Genomic DNA, 21,014 nt, shown 5'->3' with positions numbered 1-21,014 from the left:
CGGGCGCGGTCCCACGGGACCGCCCCGCGCCGTGCTGTGTCACACCCCCGCGCCGTGCCGTGTCACAGGCTCTTGAGCCGGGCGACCGCCTCCTCCAGCACCTCCGTACGCTTGCAGAACGCGAAACGGACGAAGGGCGCGCCCTGATCCCGGTGGTCGTAGAAGACCGCGTTGGGGACGGCCACCACCCCGCACCGCTCCGGCAGCGCCCGGCAGAACGCGACGCCGTCGCCGCCGCTGTCGAGCGGGCGGATGTCGGTGGTGACGAAGTACGTGCCGGCCGGGCGGTAGACCGCGAAACCGGCCTCGGCGAGCCCCGCGCACAGCAGGTCCCGCTTGGCCCGCAGATCCGCGCGCAGCTCGTCGAAGAAGCTGTCGGGCAGCCGCAGGGCCTCGGCGACGGCGTACTGGAGCGGTCCGCCGGAGACGTACGTCAGATACTGCTTCGCCGAGCGCACCGCCGTCACCAGTGCGGGGCTCGCGGTGATCCAGCCGATCTTCCAGCCGGTGAAGGAGAACGTCTTGCCGGCCGAGCCGATGGTGACCGTCCGCTCGCGCATCCCGGGGAAGCCGGCGAGCGGCAGGTGTTCGCCCTCGAAGACCAGGTGCTCGTAGACCTCGTCGGTGACGACGAGGAGATCGCGCGCGCACGCCAGCTCGGCGATCGCGCCGAGCTCCTCGCGGGTCAGGACGGTGCCGGTGGGGTTGTGCGGGGTGTTGAGCAGCAGCAGCCGGGTGCGGGGTGTGACGGCGGCGCGCAGTTCGTCGAGGTCCAGCCGGTAGGTGCCGGTGGACGGCTCGGGGCGCAGGGTCACGGGGACGCGGGTGGCTCCCGCCATGGCGATGCAGGCGGCGTACGAGTCGTAGTACGGCTCCAGCGCGACGACCTCGTCCCCCGGCTCCAGGAGTGCCAGCAGTGAGGCCGCGATGGCCTCGGTGGCGCCCGCGGTGACGAGGACCTCGGTGTCGGGGTCGAACGTCAGGGCGTAGCGGTGCTGCTTGTGGGCCGCGATCGCGGTACGCAGCTCGGGGACGCCCGGCCCCGGTGGGTACTGGTTGCCGTGCCCGGCGCGCAGGGCACGGACCGCGGCCTCGCGGACCTCCTCGGGGCCGTCGGTGTCGGGGAAGCCCTGGCCGAGGTTGATGGCGCCGGTGCGGACGGCCAGCGCGGACATCTCCGCGAAGATCGTCGTACCGAACTCGGCGAGGCGGCGGTTGAGGAGCGGTCGTCCCTGTGTCATGACCGCCATCCTGCGCGGAAGCTCTGGAGTTGCTCAAGTCTGCTTTGGCCGTACGGGGGCGGGGGAATCCCCCTGGCACGCAGGACTCGGCACGGAGCGGGGGACATCGCTTCGGGGGACGGAAGGGCGTGGGGGCCGTGAATGATGTGCTCATCGGGGTGGCGGTGGTCGTGGGGGCCATGCTCCTCGTCGTGATGATGGCGAACGCCGGAAGCCGCGGGAAGCCGCTGGGCCGGGGCAAGCGGCGCGGGGCGGCCGGCAGCGGCGGTGGGGCGGGTGGCGGCAGCTGGTGGGCCGGCGACGGCGGGGGCGGTGACGCGGGGGGCCACTCGGGCGGTCATTCCGGTGGCCACTCGGGCGGTCATTCCGGCGGCCACTCGTGTGGCGGGGGTTCCTCGTGCGGCGGTGGTTCGTCGTGCGGCGGCGGGGGCGGATGCGGCGGAGGCAGCTGACACGGGGCAGCTGGTCCGCGGCCGGGCACGACGAGCCGGCCCGGTGCCCGGCGGGACGAGGAGCGAGGCTCTAAGTCCCGCCGGACACCTTTTCGTTGGCCTGCGCGGCGCGTTGCTGGTGAACACCAGAACCGACAGGCCCCCGGGGGGATGGAAACCACGCCAAGTTGGGCAAAAACGCTGCGAGTGCGGCGTAGTTCGTGATTCCCTCAGTTGAGAGAACATTCAGCCCTCGGACCCCAGTTGGACCTGATCGGGCGCTTCCCACCTCCCACGTGCACCACTCCGGGGCGCCCCCTGTCCACGTGTCCATGTGTGTTTTGCGGAGCCGACCCATGCTCACGACCCTTCATACGGCCTATTCCGACACCTGCGCCGCCGACCTTGCCTGGGCGCTGGGGCGTGAACCGCTCCCGGCGCTGGCCGTCCTCGACCTCCAGCTCGCGGGTGCGCAACTGCAGTTGCGCCTGCTCGGCGCCTCCCACCAGGTGCTTCTGGAGGAGGAGCACGGCAGTTGCTCCGAGACCGTCGCCTGTATCCCCGGCAGCAGCACCCCCCTGCCCCTGGGCGTCTCCAAGCGCCTGGGGGACTGGGAGTACGAGTTCGCGGCGCGCGTCGAGACCCTTGGCGCGGGCTCCTTCGCGGGCCGCGCGCAGGAGTTGCTGGCACTCGTCGCCGACCACCCCCATGGACTGGCCGGGACGTTCCCGGGGAGCCCGCACGCCTTCACCGCCATGCTCGCCCAGCGGACCGAGGGCCAGGTGCGGTGGCGCACCTGGCACGCGTACCCGCAGGAGGGCCGGCTGGTGGTGACGCGTACCAGGGTGGGTGCGCGGATGCCGGCAGCGGCGGCGCTGTGACCGGCGCCAACCCCCCGGGGAGTGCGCCGATTGCACCCGTGTGGGTGACAAGCGGCGACGTTTCCGTGACGTAGCGTTCGCGGCATGATCGACCAGCAGCTACCGCTGCGAGGGGGCGCGACGCGGCTTCCCGTGCGGCCGAGGACCGGCAGGTACCTCGTGCTGGCCACGGTCTTCATCTGCGCCGCCTGCGGACTGGTGTACGAGCTCGAACTGGTCGCACTCGCGTCCTATCTGATCGGTGACTCCGTCACCCAGGCGTCCGTCGTGCTGTCCGTGATGGTGTTCGCCATGGGCATCGGCTCGCTCCTCGCGAAACGTTTGCGCAGCCGCGCCGCGGTCGGCTTCGGACTGATCGAGGCGGCGCTCGCCCTGGTCGGCGGCTTCTCGGCGCTGGTGCTCTACGCGTCGTTCGCCTGGATCGGGGAGTCGCGGTACGCACTGGTCGGGTTCTCCCTGGCGATCGGGGTCCTGATCGGTGCCGAGATCCCGCTGCTGATGACGCTGATCCAGCGGGTGGACCGGCAGGACGCGGGCGGGGCGGTGGCCGATCTGTTCGCCGCCGACTACGTGGGCGCACTGGTCGGCGGGCTGGCGTTCCCCTTCCTGCTGCTGCCGATGCTCGGGCAGCTCACAGGTGCGCTGTTCACCGGGGCGGTCAACGCCGCGGCGGGCGGGGCGCTGGTCCTGTGGGTGTTCGGGCGGGATCTCACGGCCCGGTCCCGGTGGCTGCTGATCGGCGCGAACGTGGCGGTGATCGCCGTGCTGGCCACGGCCGCGGTGCTGGCGGACGACTTCGAGCGGGCGGCGCGGCGCGCGGTGTACGGGAACCAGGTGCGGGTCGCGGTGCAGACCGAGGTCCAGGAGGTCGTGCTGACCGGCGGCGACCGGGGCTCCCTCGACCTCTATCTGGGCGGGCGGCTGCGGGTCAGCTCCCGCGACGAGTACCGCTACCACGAGGCGCTGGTGCACCCGGCGATGAACGGGCCGCACGCCCGGGTGCTGATCCTGGGCGGCGGCGACGGCCTGGCGGCCCGCGAGGTGCTGCGCTACGCGGACGTGCGGAGCGTGACGGTGGTGGAGCTGGACCCCGGCGTCACCCGGTTGGCCCGTACCGACCGCGCCCTGTCCGAGCTGAACGCGCACGCCTACCGCGATCCGCGGCTGACGTCCGTGACGGCGGACGCGTTCAGCCGGCTCCGCACGACGCACGACCGCTACGACGTGGTGATCGCGGACCTGCCGGACCCGGGGATCTCGGCCAGTACGAAGCTCTATTCGGCGGAGTTCTACGGACTGGTCGCCCGGGCGCTCGCACCGGGTGGCCGGGTGGTGGTGCACGGAGGGCCGGTGGTGAGCCGGCCGCGCACCTACTGGACGGTCGAGGCGTCGATGCGGGCGGCGGGGCTGCGCACCCGCCCCTATCGGATCAGCGGGCGGTACGCCGGATTCACGGCCGGCCCCGACCGGGCCACGGGGCGTACGGGCCAGGCGCACGGCTGGGGTTTCGTCCTGGCCGGTTCCGCCGCGGCGCCCGTCCTCGGCCTGGACCCCGGAGCTCCGCGGCTGCGGTCCCTGACGGCTCCGGCGCTCCGGGAGGCGGGGCGGCGCGCGGAATCCGGCCGGCTGCGGGGCCAGACACCCTCGACGCTGGTGCACCCGCGGTACCGGGAGGAGGAGCGGTGAGGGGTGAGCGGGGCGGGCCGGGCCCGTGGCAGGGGCCTCCGGGACACGGATTGCGCTGACGCGGGGGCCGGGTCTGAGTAGGCTCGGTTTCCATGGAGCATGAGGTGTTCGTTCCGGTTCCGGTCCCGGCCCTTCGGCGGACGCTGGGCGATCCCGCCCGGGTCGCGCGCTGTGTGCCGGGGCTCCAGCAGGACGCCGACACGTCCGTGGGCCCGCTGGCCGGCCGGCTCAGGATCCGGGCCGGCGGCCACACCATCACCTACCGGGGCACGCTGCGCCTCACCCCGCTGCCGGACGGGGACGCCGCGCACGGGGTGTCCGTGACGGGTGAGGGAGCGGAGGCGCGCGGCAGCGGTTCGGCGAAGCTGGCCCTCACCGTCCGCCTCACCGAACGCGATGGCGGCACGGTCATCGCCTTCGACGGCACGGTGAGCGGCGACGGCCGGCTGCTGGACCTCGACCCGGAGGCCGCGCTGTCGGCGGCCCACCGCCTGCTGGACCGGTTCGCGCAGCAGCTGGTGACGGAGTCCCTCGCGGACGGCGGGGAGGCCCGGGACGCCGCGGAAGGCGTGGACGGCGGGGAGGCCCGGGACGCCGCGGAAGGCGTGGACGACACGGGCGGCACCCCCCGTGAGCCCGTGACCGAGTCCGATGCGGCCGTCGCCGCGGAGGAGCAGGCCGTCGGTGAAGCGGTGGAGCAGGCCATCGAGGAGGCCGCCGAGGAGGCGGACACCTCGCGCGCCGACGCGTCCGCGGCCGCGGACGAGGCACCGGCCGGGGAACAGGCGCCGGACGAGGCCTCCGTCTTCGACACCCCGGTGCCGCCGTCGGCGCTGGACCCGGTGGCCGGGATCGAGTTCACCGTGCCGGACGGGCCGCCCGCCGAGGCCGCGCACGCCCGGCGCACCATGATCGGCCGCAGCGCGGAGGAGGTCGACCACGCTCCGCCGCGCGGCCGGTACGCCCCCGTGCCGTCACCCGATTCGTCCGGTGCCGGCGCCACGCTGCGCTGGGTCGCCCCCGCGGCCGCGCTCGCCCTCGCCTCCGCGGTGGTGGTGGGCCGGGCGTTGCGGCGCCGGAGGTAGCCGCGCCAGTAGGGTCGTCGTGTGAGCAGCAGCGAGAAGGACGTCCGGCTGTCCGTCGGCGACGCAGAGTTGACCGTGAATCCCGCCAACGGCTGCCGTATCAGCAGCCTCCGGATCGGTGGCACCGAACTGCTGCGGCAGGGGGAGCGCTACGGCTGCTTCCCGATGGTGCCGTGGTGCGGGCGGACCGAGAACGGGCAGTTCCACAACGGCGATGTGCTGCACCAGCTGCCGCTGACCGCCCCGCCGCACGCCATCCACGGCACCGGCCGTGACACCGCGTGGCACACGGCACGCGAGAGCGGGACGGAGGCGGCGTTCTACTACGACCTCACCGACCCGTGGCCGTACCCGGGACGGGTGACGCAGACCTTCGAACTCACCGAGTCCTCCCTCACGTTGGCGTTCGGCATCGAGACGTACGGGGACTCCTTCCCCGCGCAGGCCGGCTGGCATCCGTGGTTCCGGCGCAACCTCGGCAGCGGCGATGACGTCCGGATCGCCTTCGACGCCGCATGGCAGGAGGAGCGCGGCGGGAACCACCTGCCGACCGGCCGCCGCATCCCGCCCCTGGACGGGCCGTGGGACGACTGCTTCGGCATGCCCGACGGCGTGGATGTGACCCTCACCTGGCCGGAGCAGCTGGAGCTCACCGTGCGCAGCCGCACCGAGTGGGTCGTGATCTACGACGAGCAGGACGAGGCGGTCTGCGTGGAGCCGCAGTCGGGCCCGCCGAACGGACTGAACACCACGCCCCGCTATGTCACCCCGATCGAGCCCCTGGAGATCGCGTCGACCTGGAGCTGGCGCACGCTCTGAGGACGGGCAGGCGCCGGGCACCTTATCCTCGTAGCCATGACTGACGTACGTGCTGAGCTGTTGCAGCAGATCAAGGACAAGGCCGTGGTTCACGGCAAGGTGACACTCTCCTCGGGCCTCGAGGCCGACTGGTACATCGATCTGCGCCGCATCACGCTGGACGGCAAGGCCGCTCCGATGGTCGGTCAGGTCATGCTGGACGCCACCGCGGAGCTCGACTACGACTGCGTGGGCGGGCTGACGCTGGGTGCCGACCCGGTCGCCGCCTCGATGCTGCACGCCTCCGCCGCCCGCGGGCAGGAGCTGGACGCCTTCGTGGTGCGCAAGGCGCAGAAGGCCCATGGCATGCAGCGCCGCATCGAGGGCACGGACGTCAAGGGCCGCCGCTGCCTGGTCGTCGAGGACACCTCGACGACCGGCGGTTCGCCCCTGACCGCCGTCGAGGCGGTGCGTGAGGCGGGTGGCGAGGTCGTCGCCGTCGCCGTGATCGTGGAGCGGGGCGCGGCTCCGGCCGTCGCCGAGGCGGGCCTCCCGTATGTCCACGTCTACTCGGTCCAGGACCTCGACCTGGCCTGACCTGCGGTTTCCCTCAAAGGGGGTCGGTTTCACGTGAAACCGACCCCCCTTGTCGTATCCCTGCAGCGGGAGCCCGGGAAGGCTGGGGGAGTACACCGGGTGGAGCCGGGGCCAGAGTCTGGGAAGATGGGGGCGACGATGACGTCGCCCCCAGGTCAGGGAACCAGCAACGCACACCGCACATCCCAAGGAGCGGACAGATGCCCATCGCAACCCCCGAGGTCTACGCCGAGATGCTCGACCGGGCGAAGGCAGGCAAGTTCGCCTACCCGGCCATCAATGTGACGTCGACCCAGACCCTGCACGCTGCGCTGCGCGGCTTCGCGGAGGCCGAGAGCGACGGCATCGTCCAGATCTCCACCGGTGGGGCGGAGTTCCTGGGCGGCCAGTACAACAAGGACATGGTCACGGGCGCTGTCGCCCTCGCCGAGTTCGCGCACATCGTCGCCGCCAAGTACGACGTCACGGTCGCGCTGCACACGGACCACTGCCCCAAGGACAAGCTGGACACCTACGTCCGTCCGCTGATCGACATCTCCGCGGAGCGTGTCGCCAAGGGTCTGAACCCGCTGTTCCAGTCCCACATGTGGGACGGCTCGGCCGAGACGCTGGCCGACAACCTGGCCATCGGCCAGGAGCTGCTGGCCAAGGCCGCCGCCGCCAAGATCATCCTCGAGGTCGAGATCACCCCGACCGGTGGCGAGGAGGACGGCGTCACCCACGAGATCAACGACGAGCTCTACACGACCGTCGACGACGCGCTGCGCACCGCCGAAGCGCTCGGCCTGGGCGAGAAGGGCCGCTACCTGCTGGCCGCGTCCTTCGGCAACGTGCACGGCGTCTACAAGCCGGGCAACGTCGTCCTGCGCCCCGAGCTCCTCAAGGACCTCCAGGAGGGTGTCGCCGCCAAGTACGGCCAGGCGTCCCCGTTCGACTTCGTCTTCCACGGCGGCTCCGGGTCCACCGCCGAGGAGATCGCCACCGCGCTGGAGAACGGCGTCGTGAAGATGAACCTCGACACCGACACCCAGTACGCCTTCACCCGCCCGATCGTGGACCACGTGTTCCGCAACTACGACGGCGTGCTGAAGGTCGACGGCGAGGTCGGCAACAAGAAGGTCTACGACCCGCGCAGCTGGGGCAAGTCCGCCGAGGGCGGCATGGCCAAGCGCGTCACGGAGGCCTGCGCCAACCTGCGGTCCACCGGCACCAAGCTGAAGTAGTAAGCGACTTAAGTACGTACGGATGTCCGCGTGGGCCCGGTACCCCTTTCGGGGTGCCGGGCCCGTGGCATGTCCGCACCCGTCACCAACGATGTGAGGGAACAGCTGTGAGCACGTCCTACGACTTCGACACCGTCATCGACCGCCGTGGCACCTGGAGCGTGCAGTGGGACGGGGTCGCGGACCGGTTCGGGGTGGACGGACTGCTGCCGTTCACCATCTCCGACATGGATTTCGAGACGGCCCCCGAGGTGCTGGCCGCCCTGCGGGCCCGGCTCGACCACGGCGTGTTCGGCTACACGGACTGGCGGCTGGGCGACTTCCGCCCGGCGGTGGCCCACTGGTTCGCGACCCGGTACGGCACCGCGATCGACACCGGCAGGCTGGTCTACGGCCCCTCCGTGCTCAGCCAGTTCTCGCAACTGCTCCAGATGTGGACGGCCGAGGGCGACGGCGTGGTCGTCCACACCCCGACGTACGACGGGTTCCGCAAGGCGGTCACCGGGCTCGGCCGCGAGCTGCGCGGTGTCGGCCTCGGGGACACCGAGGCGCTGGAGCGGGAACTCGCGCGTCCGGACAGCAAGGTGCTCGTCGTCTGCTCGCCCCACAACCCGTCGGGGCGGGTGTGGACGGAGGCCGAGCTCACCGGGATGGCCTCGCTCGCCGCACGGCACGGGGTGGCGGTGATCAGCGACGAGATCCATGCGGACTTCGTGCACGAGGGGCGCGTCCACGTGCCGTGGACGCGGGTGGGGGGTGACGGGCGCTGGGCGCTGATCACCTCGGCGTCCAAGGCGTTCAACTTTCCTGCGCTGACCGGCTCGTACGGGATCATCGGCCGTGCGGAGGACCGGACGGAGTTCCTGCGCCGGATGGAGACGGCGGAGGGCCTCGCCTCGCCGGCGGTGCTCTCGCTGACCGCGCACATCGCCGCGTACCGGGAGGGCGCGGCGTGGCTGGACGCCGCGCGCGCGTATGTCGCCGGGAATCTGGCGCTGGTCGCGGAGCGGCTGAACGCGGCGTTCCCCGAGTTGGAGTGGGAGCCGCCGCAGGCCGGGTACCTGGCCTGGATCGACCTGCGGCGGGCCGGCGTCGAGGACGAGGAGGCGCTGCAGCGCGTGCTGGTCGAGCGGGAGCGGGTCGCGGTGATGCCGGGGAGCGTGTACGGGGCCGAGGGCTTCGTACGGCTGAACGTGGGGTGTGCGCGGAGCAAGGTGGAGGCGGGGGTGGAGGCGCTGATCCGGGGGGTGGAGGCGGTGCGGGGCGCCGCGTAGCGGGGTGCGGGCCGTTTGGGGGCGCTGCCCCGTACCCCCGCTCCTCAATCTCCCCCAGACTTCGTCCGGGGGACCCCAGGGGCTTGATTGGGCCGGCCGTGGGTGGAAGGCGCCGGAGGGGCTTGATTACGGGGCCGGCCGGAGCTTTGAAGGGGTCGGAGGGGGGTGGTTGCGCGATGCTGAGGCCATGACGGAGCAAGCAGCAGGTCCCGGCGGCATCCGTGTCGCCTCCCTCACCGGCCGCTGGGTCGTGCTCACGACCGTGCTCGGGTCGAGCATGGCCATGCTCGACTCCACCGTCATCAATGTCGCCCTGCCCCGCATCGGCGAGGACCTCGGCACCGGCATGGCGGCGCTCCAGTGGACCGTCAACGCCTACATGCTGACCCTCGCCGGGCTGATCCTCCTCGGGGGAGCGCTCGGCGACCGGTACGGACGGCGCCGGGTCTTCGTCGTCGGCGTGGTGTGGTTCGCCGCCGCCTCGCTGCTCTGCGGCATCGCGCCGAACGCCGACATGCTCATCGCCGCCCGCGCCCTCCAGGGCGTCGGCGGCGCCCTGCTCACCCCGGGGTCGCTGGCCCTGATCCAGGCGAGCTTCCACCCGGACGACCGGGCCCGCGCGGTCGGGCTGTGGTCGGGGTTCGGCGGGGTCGGCGCCGCAGTGGGGCCGTTCGTCGGCGGTTGGCTCGTCGACGGGCCCGGCTGGCGCTGGGTGTTCCTGCTCAACCTGCCGCTCGCCGCGATCTGCGTGCCCGTCGCCCTGCGCCACGTACCGGAGTCCCGGGATCCGTACGAGCACGGCCGCTTCGACGTCCTGGGGGCCGCCCTCGCCGCCCTCGCGCTGGCGCTCGTCACGTACGCGCTGATCGAGGCGCCGGGGAGCGGCGCCTCTCCGGCGGTGATCGGCGCGGCGGTGGGCGGGGTGCTCCTGGGGGTCGCGTTCGTGCAGGCCGAGCGGCGGCGGCCGGACCCCATGCTGCCGCCGTCGGTGTTCGCGTCCCGGCAGTTCACCGCCGTCAACGTCGTCACCCTCTGCGTGTACGCGGCGCTCGGCGGCTTCTTCTTCCTCTCGGCCATCCAGCTCCAGGTCGTGGCGGGGTACTCCGCCCTCGGCGCGGGCGCCGCCCTGCTGCCGACCACCGTCCTGATGCTGCTGTTCTCGGCCTCGTCGGGCGAACTGAGCCGGCGCATCGGCCCCCGCATCCCGCTCACCGCGGGGCCGCTGATCGCCGCCACCGGGATGCTGCTGATGATGCGCGTGGGGCCGGGGTCCAATTCCATGACCGGATACCTGGCCGACGTGCTTCCCGCCGTCGCGGTTCTCGGCGTCGGCCTGGTCACCCTCGTGGCACCCCTCACCGCGACCGTCCTGGCCTCCGTGGACACCGCGCGGGCCGGGCTCGCCAGCGGCATCAACAACGCCGCCGCCCGCGCCGCCGGACTGATCGCGGTGGCCGCCCTGCCGCTGCTCGCCGGGATGGGGCCGGAGGCCTACCGGGAGGCCGGCGAGTTCGCCGCGACGTTCCGGCGGGCCATGCCGATGTGCGCCGGTCTGCTGGTCCTGGGGGCCCTCATCGCGTGGGCGACCGTGCGCACGCCGCCGGCCGCCGGGAAGGACACCTGCCGTCCGGAGTGCACGACGCACTGCGGCGTCACGAGCCCCCCGCTGGAGCCCGCCCCTGACCATACCTAGAGGTTTCGCGGTCCGGGCGGCACCGGATGCCCCGGGCGGCGCCTGGGGCAGGCACACTGGAACCCATGTCGATCCACGAGAACCTGCTCGGGGGCCCCGCCCCGACCCATCTGCCCGACGACCCGGAGCCGCGCGAACTGCTCGCCGCCGGCACCGCGCCCGCCGACGTCGCGGCGAAGTACCCGACCTCCTCGCTGGCCTGGGCCCAGCTCGCCGACGAGGCGTTCGACGGCGGCCGGGTCATCGAGTCGTACGCCTACGCCCGCACCGGTTACCACCGCGGCCTGGACGCCCTGCGCCGGGCCGGCTGGAAAGGCCACGGCCCCGTACCGTTCGAGCACGAGCCGAACCGCGGCTTCCTGCGTGCCCTGCACGCCCTCGCGCGCGCCGCGCAGTCGATCGGTGAGCAGGAGGAGTACGTGCGCTGCTCGACGTTCCTCCGCGACTCCTCGCCGACCGCCGCCGAGACGCTCGGCTAGCCGCCGCACACCCCCCTGCCGGGCCCCGTGGACGATCGCCGTCCGCGGGGCCTTCGCGCTGTCGTGCCCGCAGGGCCTCTGCGCTGTCGCGGCATGCGGACCTCCGCTTAGGATGCGGGCAGGGGACCGGAGCTCCACCACCTCACAAGGTGGGGGCGGACCGCTACCCGGAAGCTCGCGTCGAGGAGACAGAAATGTCGACGATCCCCCCCGACCCCGAAGCCACCGGTGCGCAGACCCCGCACCTCGACTTCGCGGGAACGACTCCGTACGAGGACTATGTCCAGGCGGATGTCCTGACCCACCTCCAGCACCTCCGCTCGGACGACCCCGGCGAGATGGTCTTCCTGGTCACCACCCAGGTCATGGAGCTGTGGTTCACCGTCATCGTCCATGAGTGGGAGACCGCCGCCCACGCCCTGCGCGAGGACCGGCTCGGCGTCGCGCAGGACGCGCTGAAGCGGTCGCTGCGGGAGCTGGAGGCGCTGAACGCCTCCTGGACGCCGCTCGCCCAGCTCACGCCCGCCCAGTTCAACTCCTACCGGTCCTCGCTCGGCGAGGGCTCCGGCTTCCAGTCGGCGATGTACCGGCGGATGGAGTTCCTGCTCGGTGACAAGTCCGCGTCCATGCTCGTGCCGCACCGGGGCGCCCCCCGCGTCCACGCCGAGCTGGAGAAGGCGCTCGCCGAGCCGGGTCTGTACGACGAGGCGCTCGCCCTGCTCGCCCGGCGCGGCCACCCCGTGCCCCGGGCGGTGCTCGGCCGCGACCTGACTCAGAAGTACGAGCCCTCGCCCGAGGTCGAGGCCGTCTGGGCGGAGATCTACGCCAACCCCGACCAGAACGACGAGCTGGTACGGCTCGGCGAGGTGCTCACCGACGTGGGCGAACTCGTCTGGCGATGGCGCAACGACCACCTCGTCGCCACCCGCCGGGCCATGGGTTCCAAGACCGGCACCGGTGGCTCCGCCGGGGTCGCCTGGCTGGAGAAGCGCGCCACGAAGAACGTGTTCCCCGAGCTCTGGACGGCCCGCAGCCATGTCTGATCTGCAGGAGCGCGCACAGGCGCTCGACACCGCGGACGAGCTCGCTCCGCTGCGGGGGCTCTTCACCCTCGACGACACCGTCTACCTGGACGGCAACTCGCTGGGCGCTCTGCCCCGCCACGTGCCCGCCAGGCTGCAGGAGGTCCTCACCCGCGAGTGGGGCGAGCTGCGCATCCGGTCGTGGGACGAGAGCGGCTGGTGGACGGCGCCGGAGCGGATCGGCGACCGCATCGCCCCGATCGTCGGTGCGGCCCCAGGTCAGGTCGTGGTCGGCGATTCGACGAGCGTGAACGTCTTCAAGGCCGTTGTCGCCGCTAGCCGGCTGGCACCGGAGGGGCGCGACGAGATCCTGGTCGACGCCTCCACGTTCCCCACCGACGGGTACATCGCCGCGTCCGCGGCCCGGATGACCGGCCACCGGATCGTCCCGGTCGCCCCCGCCGACGTACCGGGCGCGCTCGGGCCGCGTACCGCCGCAGTCCTGCTCAATCACGTCGACTACCGCTCGGGCCGGCTCCACGACCTGCCCGGCCTCACCGCCGCGGTGCACGCCGCGGGTGCGATCGCAGTCTGGGACCTGTGCCACAGCGCGGGCGCCCTGCCCGTCGGGCTGGACGCCCACGGGGTGGACCTGGCGGTCGGCTGCACGTACAAGTACCTCAACGGCGGCCCCGGTTCGCCCGCGTACCTGTACGTCGCCGAGCGGCATCAGGCGGCCTTCGACTCGCCCCTGCCGGGGTGGACGTCGCACGCCGACCCGTTCGCCATGACGCCCGGGTACGCCCCCGCGGACGGCGCCGTGCGGGGCAGGGTCGGCACCCCCGACATCCTGTCCATGCTGGCCCTGGAGGCGTCCCTCGACGTCTGGGACGGGGTGGGCATCGACGCGGTACGGGCCAAGTCCCTGGCGCTGACGGACTTCTTCCTGGAGTGCGTCGCCGCGTACGCCCCCGAGGGCCGCGTCACCTCCGTCACCCCGGCCGCCCACGCGGAACGCGGCAGCCAGGTCGCGCTGCGGTGCGATGACGCCGAACCCGTGATGCGCGCGCTCATCGCGCGCGGTGTCGTCGGGGACCTGCGGCGGCCGGATGTGCTGCGGTTCGGCTTCACACCGCTGTACGTGGGGTTCGCCGACGCGGAACGTGCGGCGCGGGTGCTCGCGGACGTGTTGACCGGTCCGGCGGCGTAGGCTGCCGGGTCAGTCCGGCGACCGGCTCGCCCCGGTCGCCGGACGGTGCCGTCGGTTCCGCTGATTTCGCCACTGCCGCCGGTTTCGCCACCGCCGGAGTGGGGCGCACTTCCGCCGACTTGACGGTCCGTGAGGCGGGACCACCCGCCGCGGGGAGACGGGCGCTTCCGTACTGATACCGTCCCCGCAGGTCAAGGCAGTTGGCCATGGCACAGGGACGGTTGGAGCAGCATGTCGGATTCTGCCGCGCGTGATCAGGACGCAGCCGAGACCGAGTCGGCGTTCTCGCATCCGGTGGTCGCCCCCGATGTCTCCGCCGTCTACGGCAGCCACCCGGACCAGGTGATCGACTTCTACGCCCCGCGCGACGGGCGGGTCGGCGCCCCCGTCGTGGTCGTCCTGCACGGCGGGGCGTGGCGGGCGCCGTACGACCGGCTCCACATCTCGCCGTTCGCGGACTTCCTGGCCCGCCGCGGCTTTGCCGTCGCCAGCGTCGAGTACCGGCGCGGCAGCGAGCTCCCGCAGCAGCGGGGCTCGGGCCCCGTCGCCGGCCGCTGGCCGGAGACCTTCGACGACGTCGCGGCGGCGATGGACGCGCTGCCGGAGCTGCTGGCCCGGCACATGCCCTCCGCGGACGCCCGGCGGACCGTCGTCACCGGGCACTCGGCCGGCGGCCAGCTGGCGCTGTGGGCCGCCGCCCGGCACGTCCTGCCCGAGGGCTCGCCGTGGCGGCTGCCGCGGGCCCCCGCGCTGCGCGGCGTGATCGCGCTCGCCCCGATCGCCGACTTCGCCTCGGCCGTCGCGCTGGACGTGTGCTCCGGCGCGGTCGGGCAGTTCCTTGGGCGGGCGGAGGACTTCGCCGAGCGGAGCGCGCACGCCGACCCGGCCCTGCTGCTGCCCACCGGCATCGCGACGGCGGTGGTGCAGGGCACCTCCGACGTGACCGTGCCGCAGGCCGTCTCGGAGGCGTTCGTCGACGCGGCGGCGCTGGAGGGCGAGACGGTGGGGCTGACGCTGCTCCCGGACGTCGGGCACTTCCCGCTGATCGATCCGGCGGCCGACGCCTGCGCGGTGGTGGCCGAGGAGATCGCCCAGCTGGCCTGGTAGGGCGGGGGACCGCCCGGACGGCCCGGAAGAGTGCGTGCCGGGGCGGCGAGGGGGACCCGCGTAGTACTTGCGACGGACCGTTCGGGATCCGTATCACTGCTGACGACCCGGGGCGCCGCGCCCCCTACCGTGGAAGCGTGACCGAGACCAAGACCAGAAGCCCGGAGCTCCGGGTGGCCGCAGGGGCGATAGGCGGCCTGCGCAAGGACCTCATGCATGAGGCGTTCGCCTACCGCCCGCTGCCGCCGATGCGGACCGACGGGGTGCTGACCCGGATGCTGCCGGAGCGGCTCAGGGCGCGCGCCGAGTGGACTCCGCACGCGGTCGTCCTGGCGGCGGCGCTGTTCGCCTTCCTGGTGGGTTTCGGCAGTACCGGGAACGCCGGCGTCCTCGTGTCGGGGCTGCTGCCCGCCATCTGCGTCGGCATGACGCTGATCCGGCCGGTCGGGGCCTTCTGGATGTCGATGGGGCTCATCCCGGTGAGCATGGTCGTCGGCGGCGACGGGCCGTGGGGACCGAGCGCCTTCTTCGCGCACCTGGTGGTGCTGATCGTCGTCGCGGCCAGGACCAGGCCGCGCACCGCGGCCTGGATGTGGGGCCTGACCGTGCTGCTCGGCACGCTGGTGGAAAAGGCCGCCGGGTGGGACTTCGCGGGGTCCACCGCGGCCATGGCGGTGGTGTCCGCGTTCGCGCTGCTGCTGGTGAGCGTGGTGCAGATCCGCCGGGAGGCGGAGCGCGAGGTCACCGTGCAGCGCACCGTCACCGCCGTCGAGCGGGACCGGCGCACCCTGCTCGAGGAGCGCACCACCATCGCCCGCGAACTGCACGATGTGGTTGCCCATCACATGTCGGTCGTCGCGATCCAGGCCGAGGCCGCCCCCTACCGGGTGGAGAACCCGCCGCCCGAGCTGGAGCAGGCCTTCGTCACGATCCGGGAGAACGCCGTCGCCGCCCTCACCGAACTGCGCCGGGTGCTCGGCGTCGTACGGGCCGAGGACTACGAGGCGCCGGACGCCCCGCAGCCCACCCTCTCCGAGCTCGACGGGCTCCTCGCCAACGTCGGCGAGGCCGGACTGCCGACGGAGAAGACCGTGACCGGTGCGGTGCGTCCTTTGCCGCAGGGCGTCGAGCTCTCGGCGTACCGGATCATTCAGGAAGCCCTCAGCAACAGCCTGAGGCACGCACCGGGTGCCACCGCCAAGGTCGAGATCGGCTATGTGCTGGGCGGACTCGGGCTGCGCGTCGTCAACGGCCCGCCGACCGGGCCGGTGAAGCCCTCGCCCGGTGCCGGGCACGGGATCACGGGCATGCAGGAGCGGGTGGCGATGCTGAACGGCGAGATGACGGCCGAGACGACCGCGGAGGGCGGTTACGAGGTCACCGCGTTCATTCCCGTGCAGGCGGCCCCGTCCGACGCGCCCGCCGCGGAGCAGTCATGACGGCCCCCGCGGCGGTCCCGATCCGGGTGCTGATCGTCGACGACCAGATGATGGTCCGCGAGGGCTTCTCGGTCCTGCTCAACGCGATGCCGGGCATCGAGGTCGTCGGTGAGGCCGTCAACGGGCGCGAGGCCGTCGCCCAGGTCGCCGCGCTCCGGCCCGACGTGGTGCTGATGGACATCCGGATGCCGGAGCTCAACGGCATCGAGGCGACCCGCGAGATCGTCGCCGCCGACGCGGACGCGAAGGTGCTGGTGCTCACCACCTTCGACCTCGACGAGTACGTCTACCAGGCGCTGCGCGCCGGTGCGTCCGGCTTCCTCCTGAAGGACGCCTCGGCCCGGCAACTCGCGGAGGGTGTACGAGTGGTGGCCTCCGGCGAGGCGCTGCTGGCCCCCACCGTCACCCGGCGCCTGATCACCGAGTTCTCCAAGCTCGCGGCGGCCCCGCGACCGCCTGCCCTCGCCCAGATCGGCGAGCTCACTGAGCGCGAGACGGAGGTGCTCGTGCTGATCGCCCAGGGCCTGTCGAACGCGGAGATCGCCGCGCACCTGGTGGTCGCCGAGTCCACGATCAAGACCCATGTGAGCCGCATCCTGGTGAAGCTGGGCCTGCGCGACCGCACCCAGGCGGCCGTGTTCGCCTACGAGGCCCGGTTGGTCACACCGTCGTGAGGCGGGCGGCGGCCCCCGGGGCAGGTCTGGCCCGGGGGCGGGTGGCCCGGGTTAGCGTCGGTCCGTGACTCCTCCTCCTCGTAAACGAGGCGGCTTCTCGTTCAACCCCGGAGGATCTCATGACGGCCAAGCCCTGACCGCTGCCGAAGCAAATACGCAGCGTACTGCACCGATTGGCGGCGCCGAAAGTCAGGATGCGATTCCCTCCCGGCCTGAAGGCCGGGAGTCCCACGCAAGATCAAGGATGGACCAGCCGATGCGCTCCGACTCCGGCCCCGCCGCCCCGTTCGACCCCTGGTCGGCGGCGTTCGTCGCCGACCCGTACCCCGCCTACGCCGAGCTGCGTGCCACCGGCAGGGCGCACTACTTCGAGCCGGCCGACCAGTGGCTCGTCCCGCACCACGCCGACGTGTCGGCCCTGCTGCGCGACCGGCGGCTGGGCCGGACGTATCTGCACCGGTTCACGCACGAGGAGTTCGGCCGGACGCCGCCGCCCGCAGCGCACGAGCCGTTCGAGACGCTCAACGGGCAGGGGCTGCTGGACCTCGAACCGCCGGACCACACGCGGATCCGGCGGCTTGTGTCCAAGGCGTTCACCCCGCGCACCGTGGAACAGCTCGTGCCGACGGTTCAGCGGCTGGCCGCCCGGCTCGTCGACGACTTCGTCGCGCAGGGCGGCGGCGATCTGCTCACGGCGGTCGCCGAACCGCTGCCTGTCGCCGTGATCGCCGAAATGCTCGGCATCCCGGAGTCCGACCGTGCGCCGTTGCGTCCCTGGTCGGCCGCGATCTGCGGAATGTTCGAGCTCAACCCGTCCGAGGCGACCGCCCGCGCCGCCGTCCAGGCATCCCTCGAGTTTTCCGCATATCTGCGCGAGCTGATCGCCGAACGGCGCGGGAACCCGGGTCCGGACCTGATCTCCGCGCTCATCGCCGCCCATGACGAGGGCGAGCGGCTCACCGAGCAGGAGATGGTCTCCACGTGCGTGCTGCTGCTGAACGCGGGACACGAGGCGACCGTCAACACCACCGTGAACGGCTGGTGGACGCTGCTGAGCCACCCGGAACAGCTGGCCGCACTGCGGGCGGACCACGGTCTCCTGCCCACCGCGGTGGAGGAACTGATGCGTTACGACACCCCGTTGCAGATGTTCGAGCGATGGGTGCTCGACGACATCGAGATCGACGGCACGGTCATTCCGCGTGGCTCGGAGGTGGCCCTGCTCTTCGGCTCGGCCAACCGCGACCCCGCCCGCTTCGCAGACCCGGACACGCTGGACCTCTCCCGGCAGGAGAACCCGCACGTCACCTTCGGCGCGGGCATCCACTTCTGCCTCGGTGCGCCGCTGGCCCGGTTGGAACTAACCACCTCCTTCGGTGAGTTGCTGCGCAAGGCGCCCGGCCTGCGACTGGTCGAAGAACCGGAATGGAACCCGGGATATGTGATCAGGGGCGTGAGGGAACTACGCGTCGAGCTCTGAGTCGCGGGCGGGGCGGGGGCTGGGGGTGTCGTCCCCCGCCGCCGGTCGCCCCCACCCCACCCGGGCGAGGCCTCAGGTCAGCATGTCGCGCCGCCGCAGCGCCGCCAGGCCGCCCGCCACCAGTACCACCGAGGCCATGGTGAGCAGCACCACCGGCCCCCACTCCATGCCCGCCGTCCCTGGCAGCTTCGGCAGGTGCGTGAACGGCGACACGTCCATCACCGGCTGCGGCAGATCCAGGGCGGGGCCTATCCAGCCCAGTGTCAGACAGAGCCCGACCAGTCCCCAGCCCGCCGCAGCGGCCTTCGGTAGCGCCCCGTACAGCAGGACCGTCACCCCGCCCAGCAGCCAGACGGCGGGGAGCTGTACCAGCGCGGCGCCCAGCACGGCGGGGAGTTCGTGGCCGTAGCCCGCCGCCAGGCCGAGGCCGCCGACCGCCATGATCAGGGCTGCGCCGCCGAAGGCGATGAGCAGATGGCCGGCGGCCCAGCTCATCCGGCCGACCCCGCCGGCGAGCACGGGTTCCGCACGGCCGGCGGTCTCCTCGCCGTGCAGCCGCAGTACCGAGGAGACGATGTACAGCGCCGCCACCGTGCCGAGAACGGAGACCATCGAGGCGAGGAACGCATCCGTGAGGCCGGACCGGCCGCCCATCCGCTCGAAGATCTCCCTCGTCTTCTCGTTGTCCCCGACGAGTTCGGCCGCCCCGCCGGTGAGCCCGCCGAAGACGGCACCGACCGCGGCGAACGACGCCGTCCATCCCAGGAGGGCACCGCGCTGGAGGCGCACCGCGAGGCCGAGGGCGGTGGATATCCGGCCCCGCGCGGGTCCGGGCCGCGTCGCCAGGAAGCTCATGCCGACATCGCGGCGGCCGGCCAGGGCGTAAGCCACCGCGCACTGCACGGCCACGGCACCGGCGATCACGAGGAGGACCCACCAGCGCTCGTCCGCGTACGGCCGGATGTTCTCCGCCCAGCCGAGCGGGGAGAGCCAGGTGAGGACCGATGAGCCGTCGTCCGTCGCGGAGTCGCCCGCGGCCTTCAGGACGAACGCGCCGCCGATCACCGCCGCCGTCAGCCCCTTCGCGAGCCGCGCGCTCTCGGTGAACTGTGCGGCGATCGCGGCCGTGCAGGCGAACAGCGCGCCGACCCCCGCGACGGCCGAGGCGAGCGCCGCCGCCCCTGCCCCGCCCGCCCCCGAGCCGGCCATGCCCGCGACGATCACCAGGCCCAGCGCGGCGTTGGCGGTCAGGGCGGCGAGCAGCGCGGCGGTGAGCGGGGCGCGGCGCCCCACCATGGCGGAGGAGAGCATCTCCTGACGGCCGGTCTCCTCTTCCTCCCGGGTATGGCGCACGACGACGACCAGGCTCATCACCGCGGCCAGGGCCGCGCCGAAGGCGATCATGCGCCAGCTCACGAGCGCGCCTACGGAGTCGCCGAACACGGGCCCGTACATCGCGCGCAACGAGCTGTTGCCGTTCATCGAAGCGGCGAGCTCGGCGCGCTGTGCGGCCGTGTCGTAGAGCGAGGCGATGGACTGTCCGACGGACGAGAACGACCCGCCGAGCAGGAGCACCCACAGGGGCATGATGATCCGGTCGCGCCGCAGGGCGAGCCTCAGCAGGGGCCAGGTCCCCGCGAGCTGCCCGGTCCCGGCCCGGCGCCCCGCGCCGGCCGTCGCGGTCATGATCACGGCAGTCATCGCGACCCCGCCTTCGCGCCTTGTGCACTGCTCTGATCGGAATCTGTCGCGTAGTGCCGGAGGAAGAGCTCCTCCAGGGTGGGCGGCGTGCTGGTCAGGGACCTGACCCCGGCCGTGGAGAGCGACTTGAGGACGGCGTCCAGCTGATCCGTGTCGACCTGGAGCGAGACCTGCCGCCCCCGGATGTCGAGGTCGTGGACCCCGGGCAGCTCCACCAGGCCGTCGGGGGAGTCCGCCAGTTCGGCGGTGATGTTCGTACGCGTCAGATGGCGCATGCCCGCCAGCGAGCCGGTCTCCACCGTCCGGCCCTGCCGGATGATGCTGACCCGGTCGCAGAGCGATTCGACCTCGCTGAGGATGTGGCTGGAGAGCAGCACCGTCCGCCCGCGGTCGCGTGCTTCGACGACGCAGCGCTGGAAGACCTCCTCCATCAGCGGGTCGAGCCCGCTGGTCGGCTCGTCCAGGATCAGCAGGTCCACATCGGAGGCGAACGCGGCGATCAGGGCCACCTTCTGCCGGTTGCCCTTCGAGTACGTCCGTCCCTTCTTCGTCGGGTCGAGTTCGAACCGCTCGAGGAGGTCCGCGCGCCTGGCTTCGTCGAGGCCGCCGCGCAGCCGGCCGTACAGATCGATGACCTCGCCGCCCGAGAGGTTGCGCCACAGCGTGACGTCCCCGGGGACGTACGCCACGTGCCGGTGCAGCTCCACCGCATCGCGCCAGGGGTCGCGGCCGAGCAGCTGGGCGGCGCCGGAATCGGCCCGCAGCAGGCCCAGCAGGACCCGGATGGTGGTGGACTTCCCCGATCCGTTCGGCCCGAGGAAGCCGTGCACCTCACCGGACTCGACGGTCAGGTCGAGCCCGTCCAGTGCGTGTGTCCGGCCGAACGACTTGTGCAGTCCGGCCACGGTGATTGCCTTCGTCATGATTCTGAACGTACGCTACTTTCACAAAGTTGTGAAGTTATGGAAGCGTATAAACTCGGATGAGTGAACA

At 72.5% G+C, this 21,014-nt stretch carries 18 protein-coding genes; 15 read left to right on the top strand and 3 right to left on the bottom strand.

Annotated features, from left to right (window positions below; all coding sequences use genetic code 11):
• Nucleotides 1-62: 62 nt before the first annotated feature.
• Nucleotides 63-1,241 carry a pyridoxal phosphate-dependent aminotransferase gene (locus ABTX18_RS12485; RefSeq protein WP_352122695.1) on the bottom strand — a complete coding sequence of 393 codons (1,179 nt, stop codon included), beginning with the start codon at nucleotides 1,239-1,241 and terminating at the stop codon, nucleotides 63-65.
• A gap of 787 nt (nucleotides 1,242-2,028) precedes the next feature.
• Here ABTX18_RS12485 and ABTX18_RS12480 point away from each other — a divergent pair.
• From ABTX18_RS12480 to ABTX18_RS12410, 15 genes are all read left to right on the top strand, one after another.
• Nucleotides 2,029-2,553 (top strand): DUF2617 family protein, encoded by a 525-nt coding sequence (locus tag ABTX18_RS12480; protein ID WP_352122694.1) that lies wholly within the window; start codon nucleotides 2,029-2,031, stop codon nucleotides 2,551-2,553.
• A gap of 84 nt (nucleotides 2,554-2,637) precedes the next feature.
• A complete protein-coding gene (locus tag ABTX18_RS12475) occupies nucleotides 2,638-4,239 on the top strand; it encodes a polyamine aminopropyltransferase (RefSeq protein WP_352122693.1) in 1,602 nt (533 codons plus the stop codon).
• Between the two features lie 92 nt (nucleotides 4,240-4,331).
• A complete protein-coding gene (locus ABTX18_RS12470) occupies nucleotides 4,332-5,324 on the top strand; it encodes an SRPBCC domain-containing protein (RefSeq protein ID WP_352122692.1) in 993 nt (330 codons plus the stop codon).
• A 21-nt stretch (nucleotides 5,325-5,345) separates the two neighbouring features.
• On the top strand, nucleotides 5,346-6,143 hold the full coding sequence (locus ABTX18_RS12465) for an aldose epimerase family protein (RefSeq protein ID WP_352122691.1): 798 nt from the start codon (nucleotides 5,346-5,348) through the stop codon (nucleotides 6,141-6,143).
• Between the two features lie 36 nt (nucleotides 6,144-6,179).
• Entirely contained in the window at nucleotides 6,180-6,719 is a 540-nt protein-coding gene (pyrE, locus tag ABTX18_RS12460; RefSeq protein ID WP_352122690.1) for an orotate phosphoribosyltransferase, read from the top strand.
• A 200-nt stretch (nucleotides 6,720-6,919) separates the two neighbouring features.
• A complete protein-coding gene (gene fbaA / locus ABTX18_RS12455) occupies nucleotides 6,920-7,942 on the top strand; it encodes a class II fructose-bisphosphate aldolase (protein WP_136326593.1) in 1,023 nt (340 codons plus the stop codon).
• A gap of 107 nt (nucleotides 7,943-8,049) precedes the next feature.
• Nucleotides 8,050-9,216, top strand: coding sequence for a MalY/PatB family protein (locus ABTX18_RS12450; RefSeq protein ID WP_352122689.1), 1,167 nt, complete (start codon nucleotides 8,050-8,052; stop codon nucleotides 9,214-9,216).
• A 187-nt stretch (nucleotides 9,217-9,403) separates the two neighbouring features.
• Nucleotides 9,404-10,909, top strand: a complete 1,506-nt coding sequence (locus tag ABTX18_RS12445; protein ID WP_352122688.1) for an MFS transporter — start codon at nucleotides 9,404-9,406, stop codon at nucleotides 10,907-10,909.
• Nucleotides 10,910-10,974: 65 nt separating this feature from the next.
• Nucleotides 10,975-11,388 (top strand): DUF3151 domain-containing protein, encoded by a 414-nt coding sequence (locus ABTX18_RS12440; protein ID WP_352122687.1) that lies wholly within the window; start codon nucleotides 10,975-10,977, stop codon nucleotides 11,386-11,388.
• Between the two features lie 194 nt (nucleotides 11,389-11,582).
• Nucleotides 11,583-12,431 carry a tryptophan 2,3-dioxygenase family protein gene (locus ABTX18_RS12435; RefSeq protein WP_352122686.1) on the top strand — a complete coding sequence of 283 codons (849 nt, stop codon included), beginning with the start codon at nucleotides 11,583-11,585 and terminating at the stop codon, nucleotides 12,429-12,431.
• Nucleotides 12,424-13,620 (top strand): kynureninase, encoded by a 1,197-nt coding sequence (gene kynU / locus ABTX18_RS12430; RefSeq protein WP_352122685.1) that lies wholly within the window; start codon nucleotides 12,424-12,426, stop codon nucleotides 13,618-13,620. Before ABTX18_RS12435 ends, kynU begins: the two co-directional genes overlap by 8 nt.
• Before the next feature lie 231 nt (nucleotides 13,621-13,851).
• Nucleotides 13,852-14,727: an alpha/beta hydrolase family protein gene (locus ABTX18_RS12425; RefSeq protein WP_352122684.1), complete on the top strand. Its 876-nt coding sequence runs from the start codon at nucleotides 13,852-13,854 to the stop codon at nucleotides 14,725-14,727.
• Nucleotides 14,728-14,864: 137 nt separating this feature from the next.
• Nucleotides 14,865-16,166 (top strand): sensor histidine kinase, encoded by a 1,302-nt coding sequence (locus ABTX18_RS12420; protein WP_352122683.1) that lies wholly within the window; start codon nucleotides 14,865-14,867, stop codon nucleotides 16,164-16,166.
• Nucleotides 16,163-16,840 (top strand): response regulator, encoded by a 678-nt coding sequence (locus ABTX18_RS12415; protein ID WP_352122682.1) that lies wholly within the window; start codon nucleotides 16,163-16,165, stop codon nucleotides 16,838-16,840. The genes ABTX18_RS12420 and ABTX18_RS12415 overlap by 4 nt, the downstream gene beginning before the upstream one ends.
• A gap of 256 nt (nucleotides 16,841-17,096) precedes the next feature.
• Nucleotides 17,097-18,320 carry a cytochrome P450 gene (locus tag ABTX18_RS12410; protein ID WP_352122681.1) on the top strand — a complete coding sequence of 408 codons (1,224 nt, stop codon included), beginning with the start codon at nucleotides 17,097-17,099 and terminating at the stop codon, nucleotides 18,318-18,320.
• 72 nt (nucleotides 18,321-18,392) lie between these two features.
• On the opposite strand, the gene ABTX18_RS12405 is transcribed toward ABTX18_RS12410, so the two are convergent.
• Nucleotides 18,393-20,021, bottom strand: coding sequence for an ABC transporter permease (locus tag ABTX18_RS12405; protein ID WP_352122680.1), 1,629 nt, complete (start codon nucleotides 20,019-20,021; stop codon nucleotides 18,393-18,395).
• Nucleotides 20,018-20,944: an ABC transporter ATP-binding protein gene (locus tag ABTX18_RS12400; protein WP_352122679.1), complete on the bottom strand. Its 927-nt coding sequence runs from the start codon at nucleotides 20,942-20,944 to the stop codon at nucleotides 20,018-20,020. The genes ABTX18_RS12405 and ABTX18_RS12400 overlap by 4 nt, the downstream gene beginning before the upstream one ends.
• Nucleotides 20,945-21,014: the final 70 nt, after the last annotated feature.

The organism is Streptomyces sp. NPDC096323 (genome assembly GCF_040302845.1).
Taxonomy (GTDB): domain Bacteria; phylum Actinomycetota; class Actinomycetes; order Streptomycetales; family Streptomycetaceae; genus Streptomyces.
This window is presented reverse-complemented; position numbering and strand designations above follow the sequence as displayed.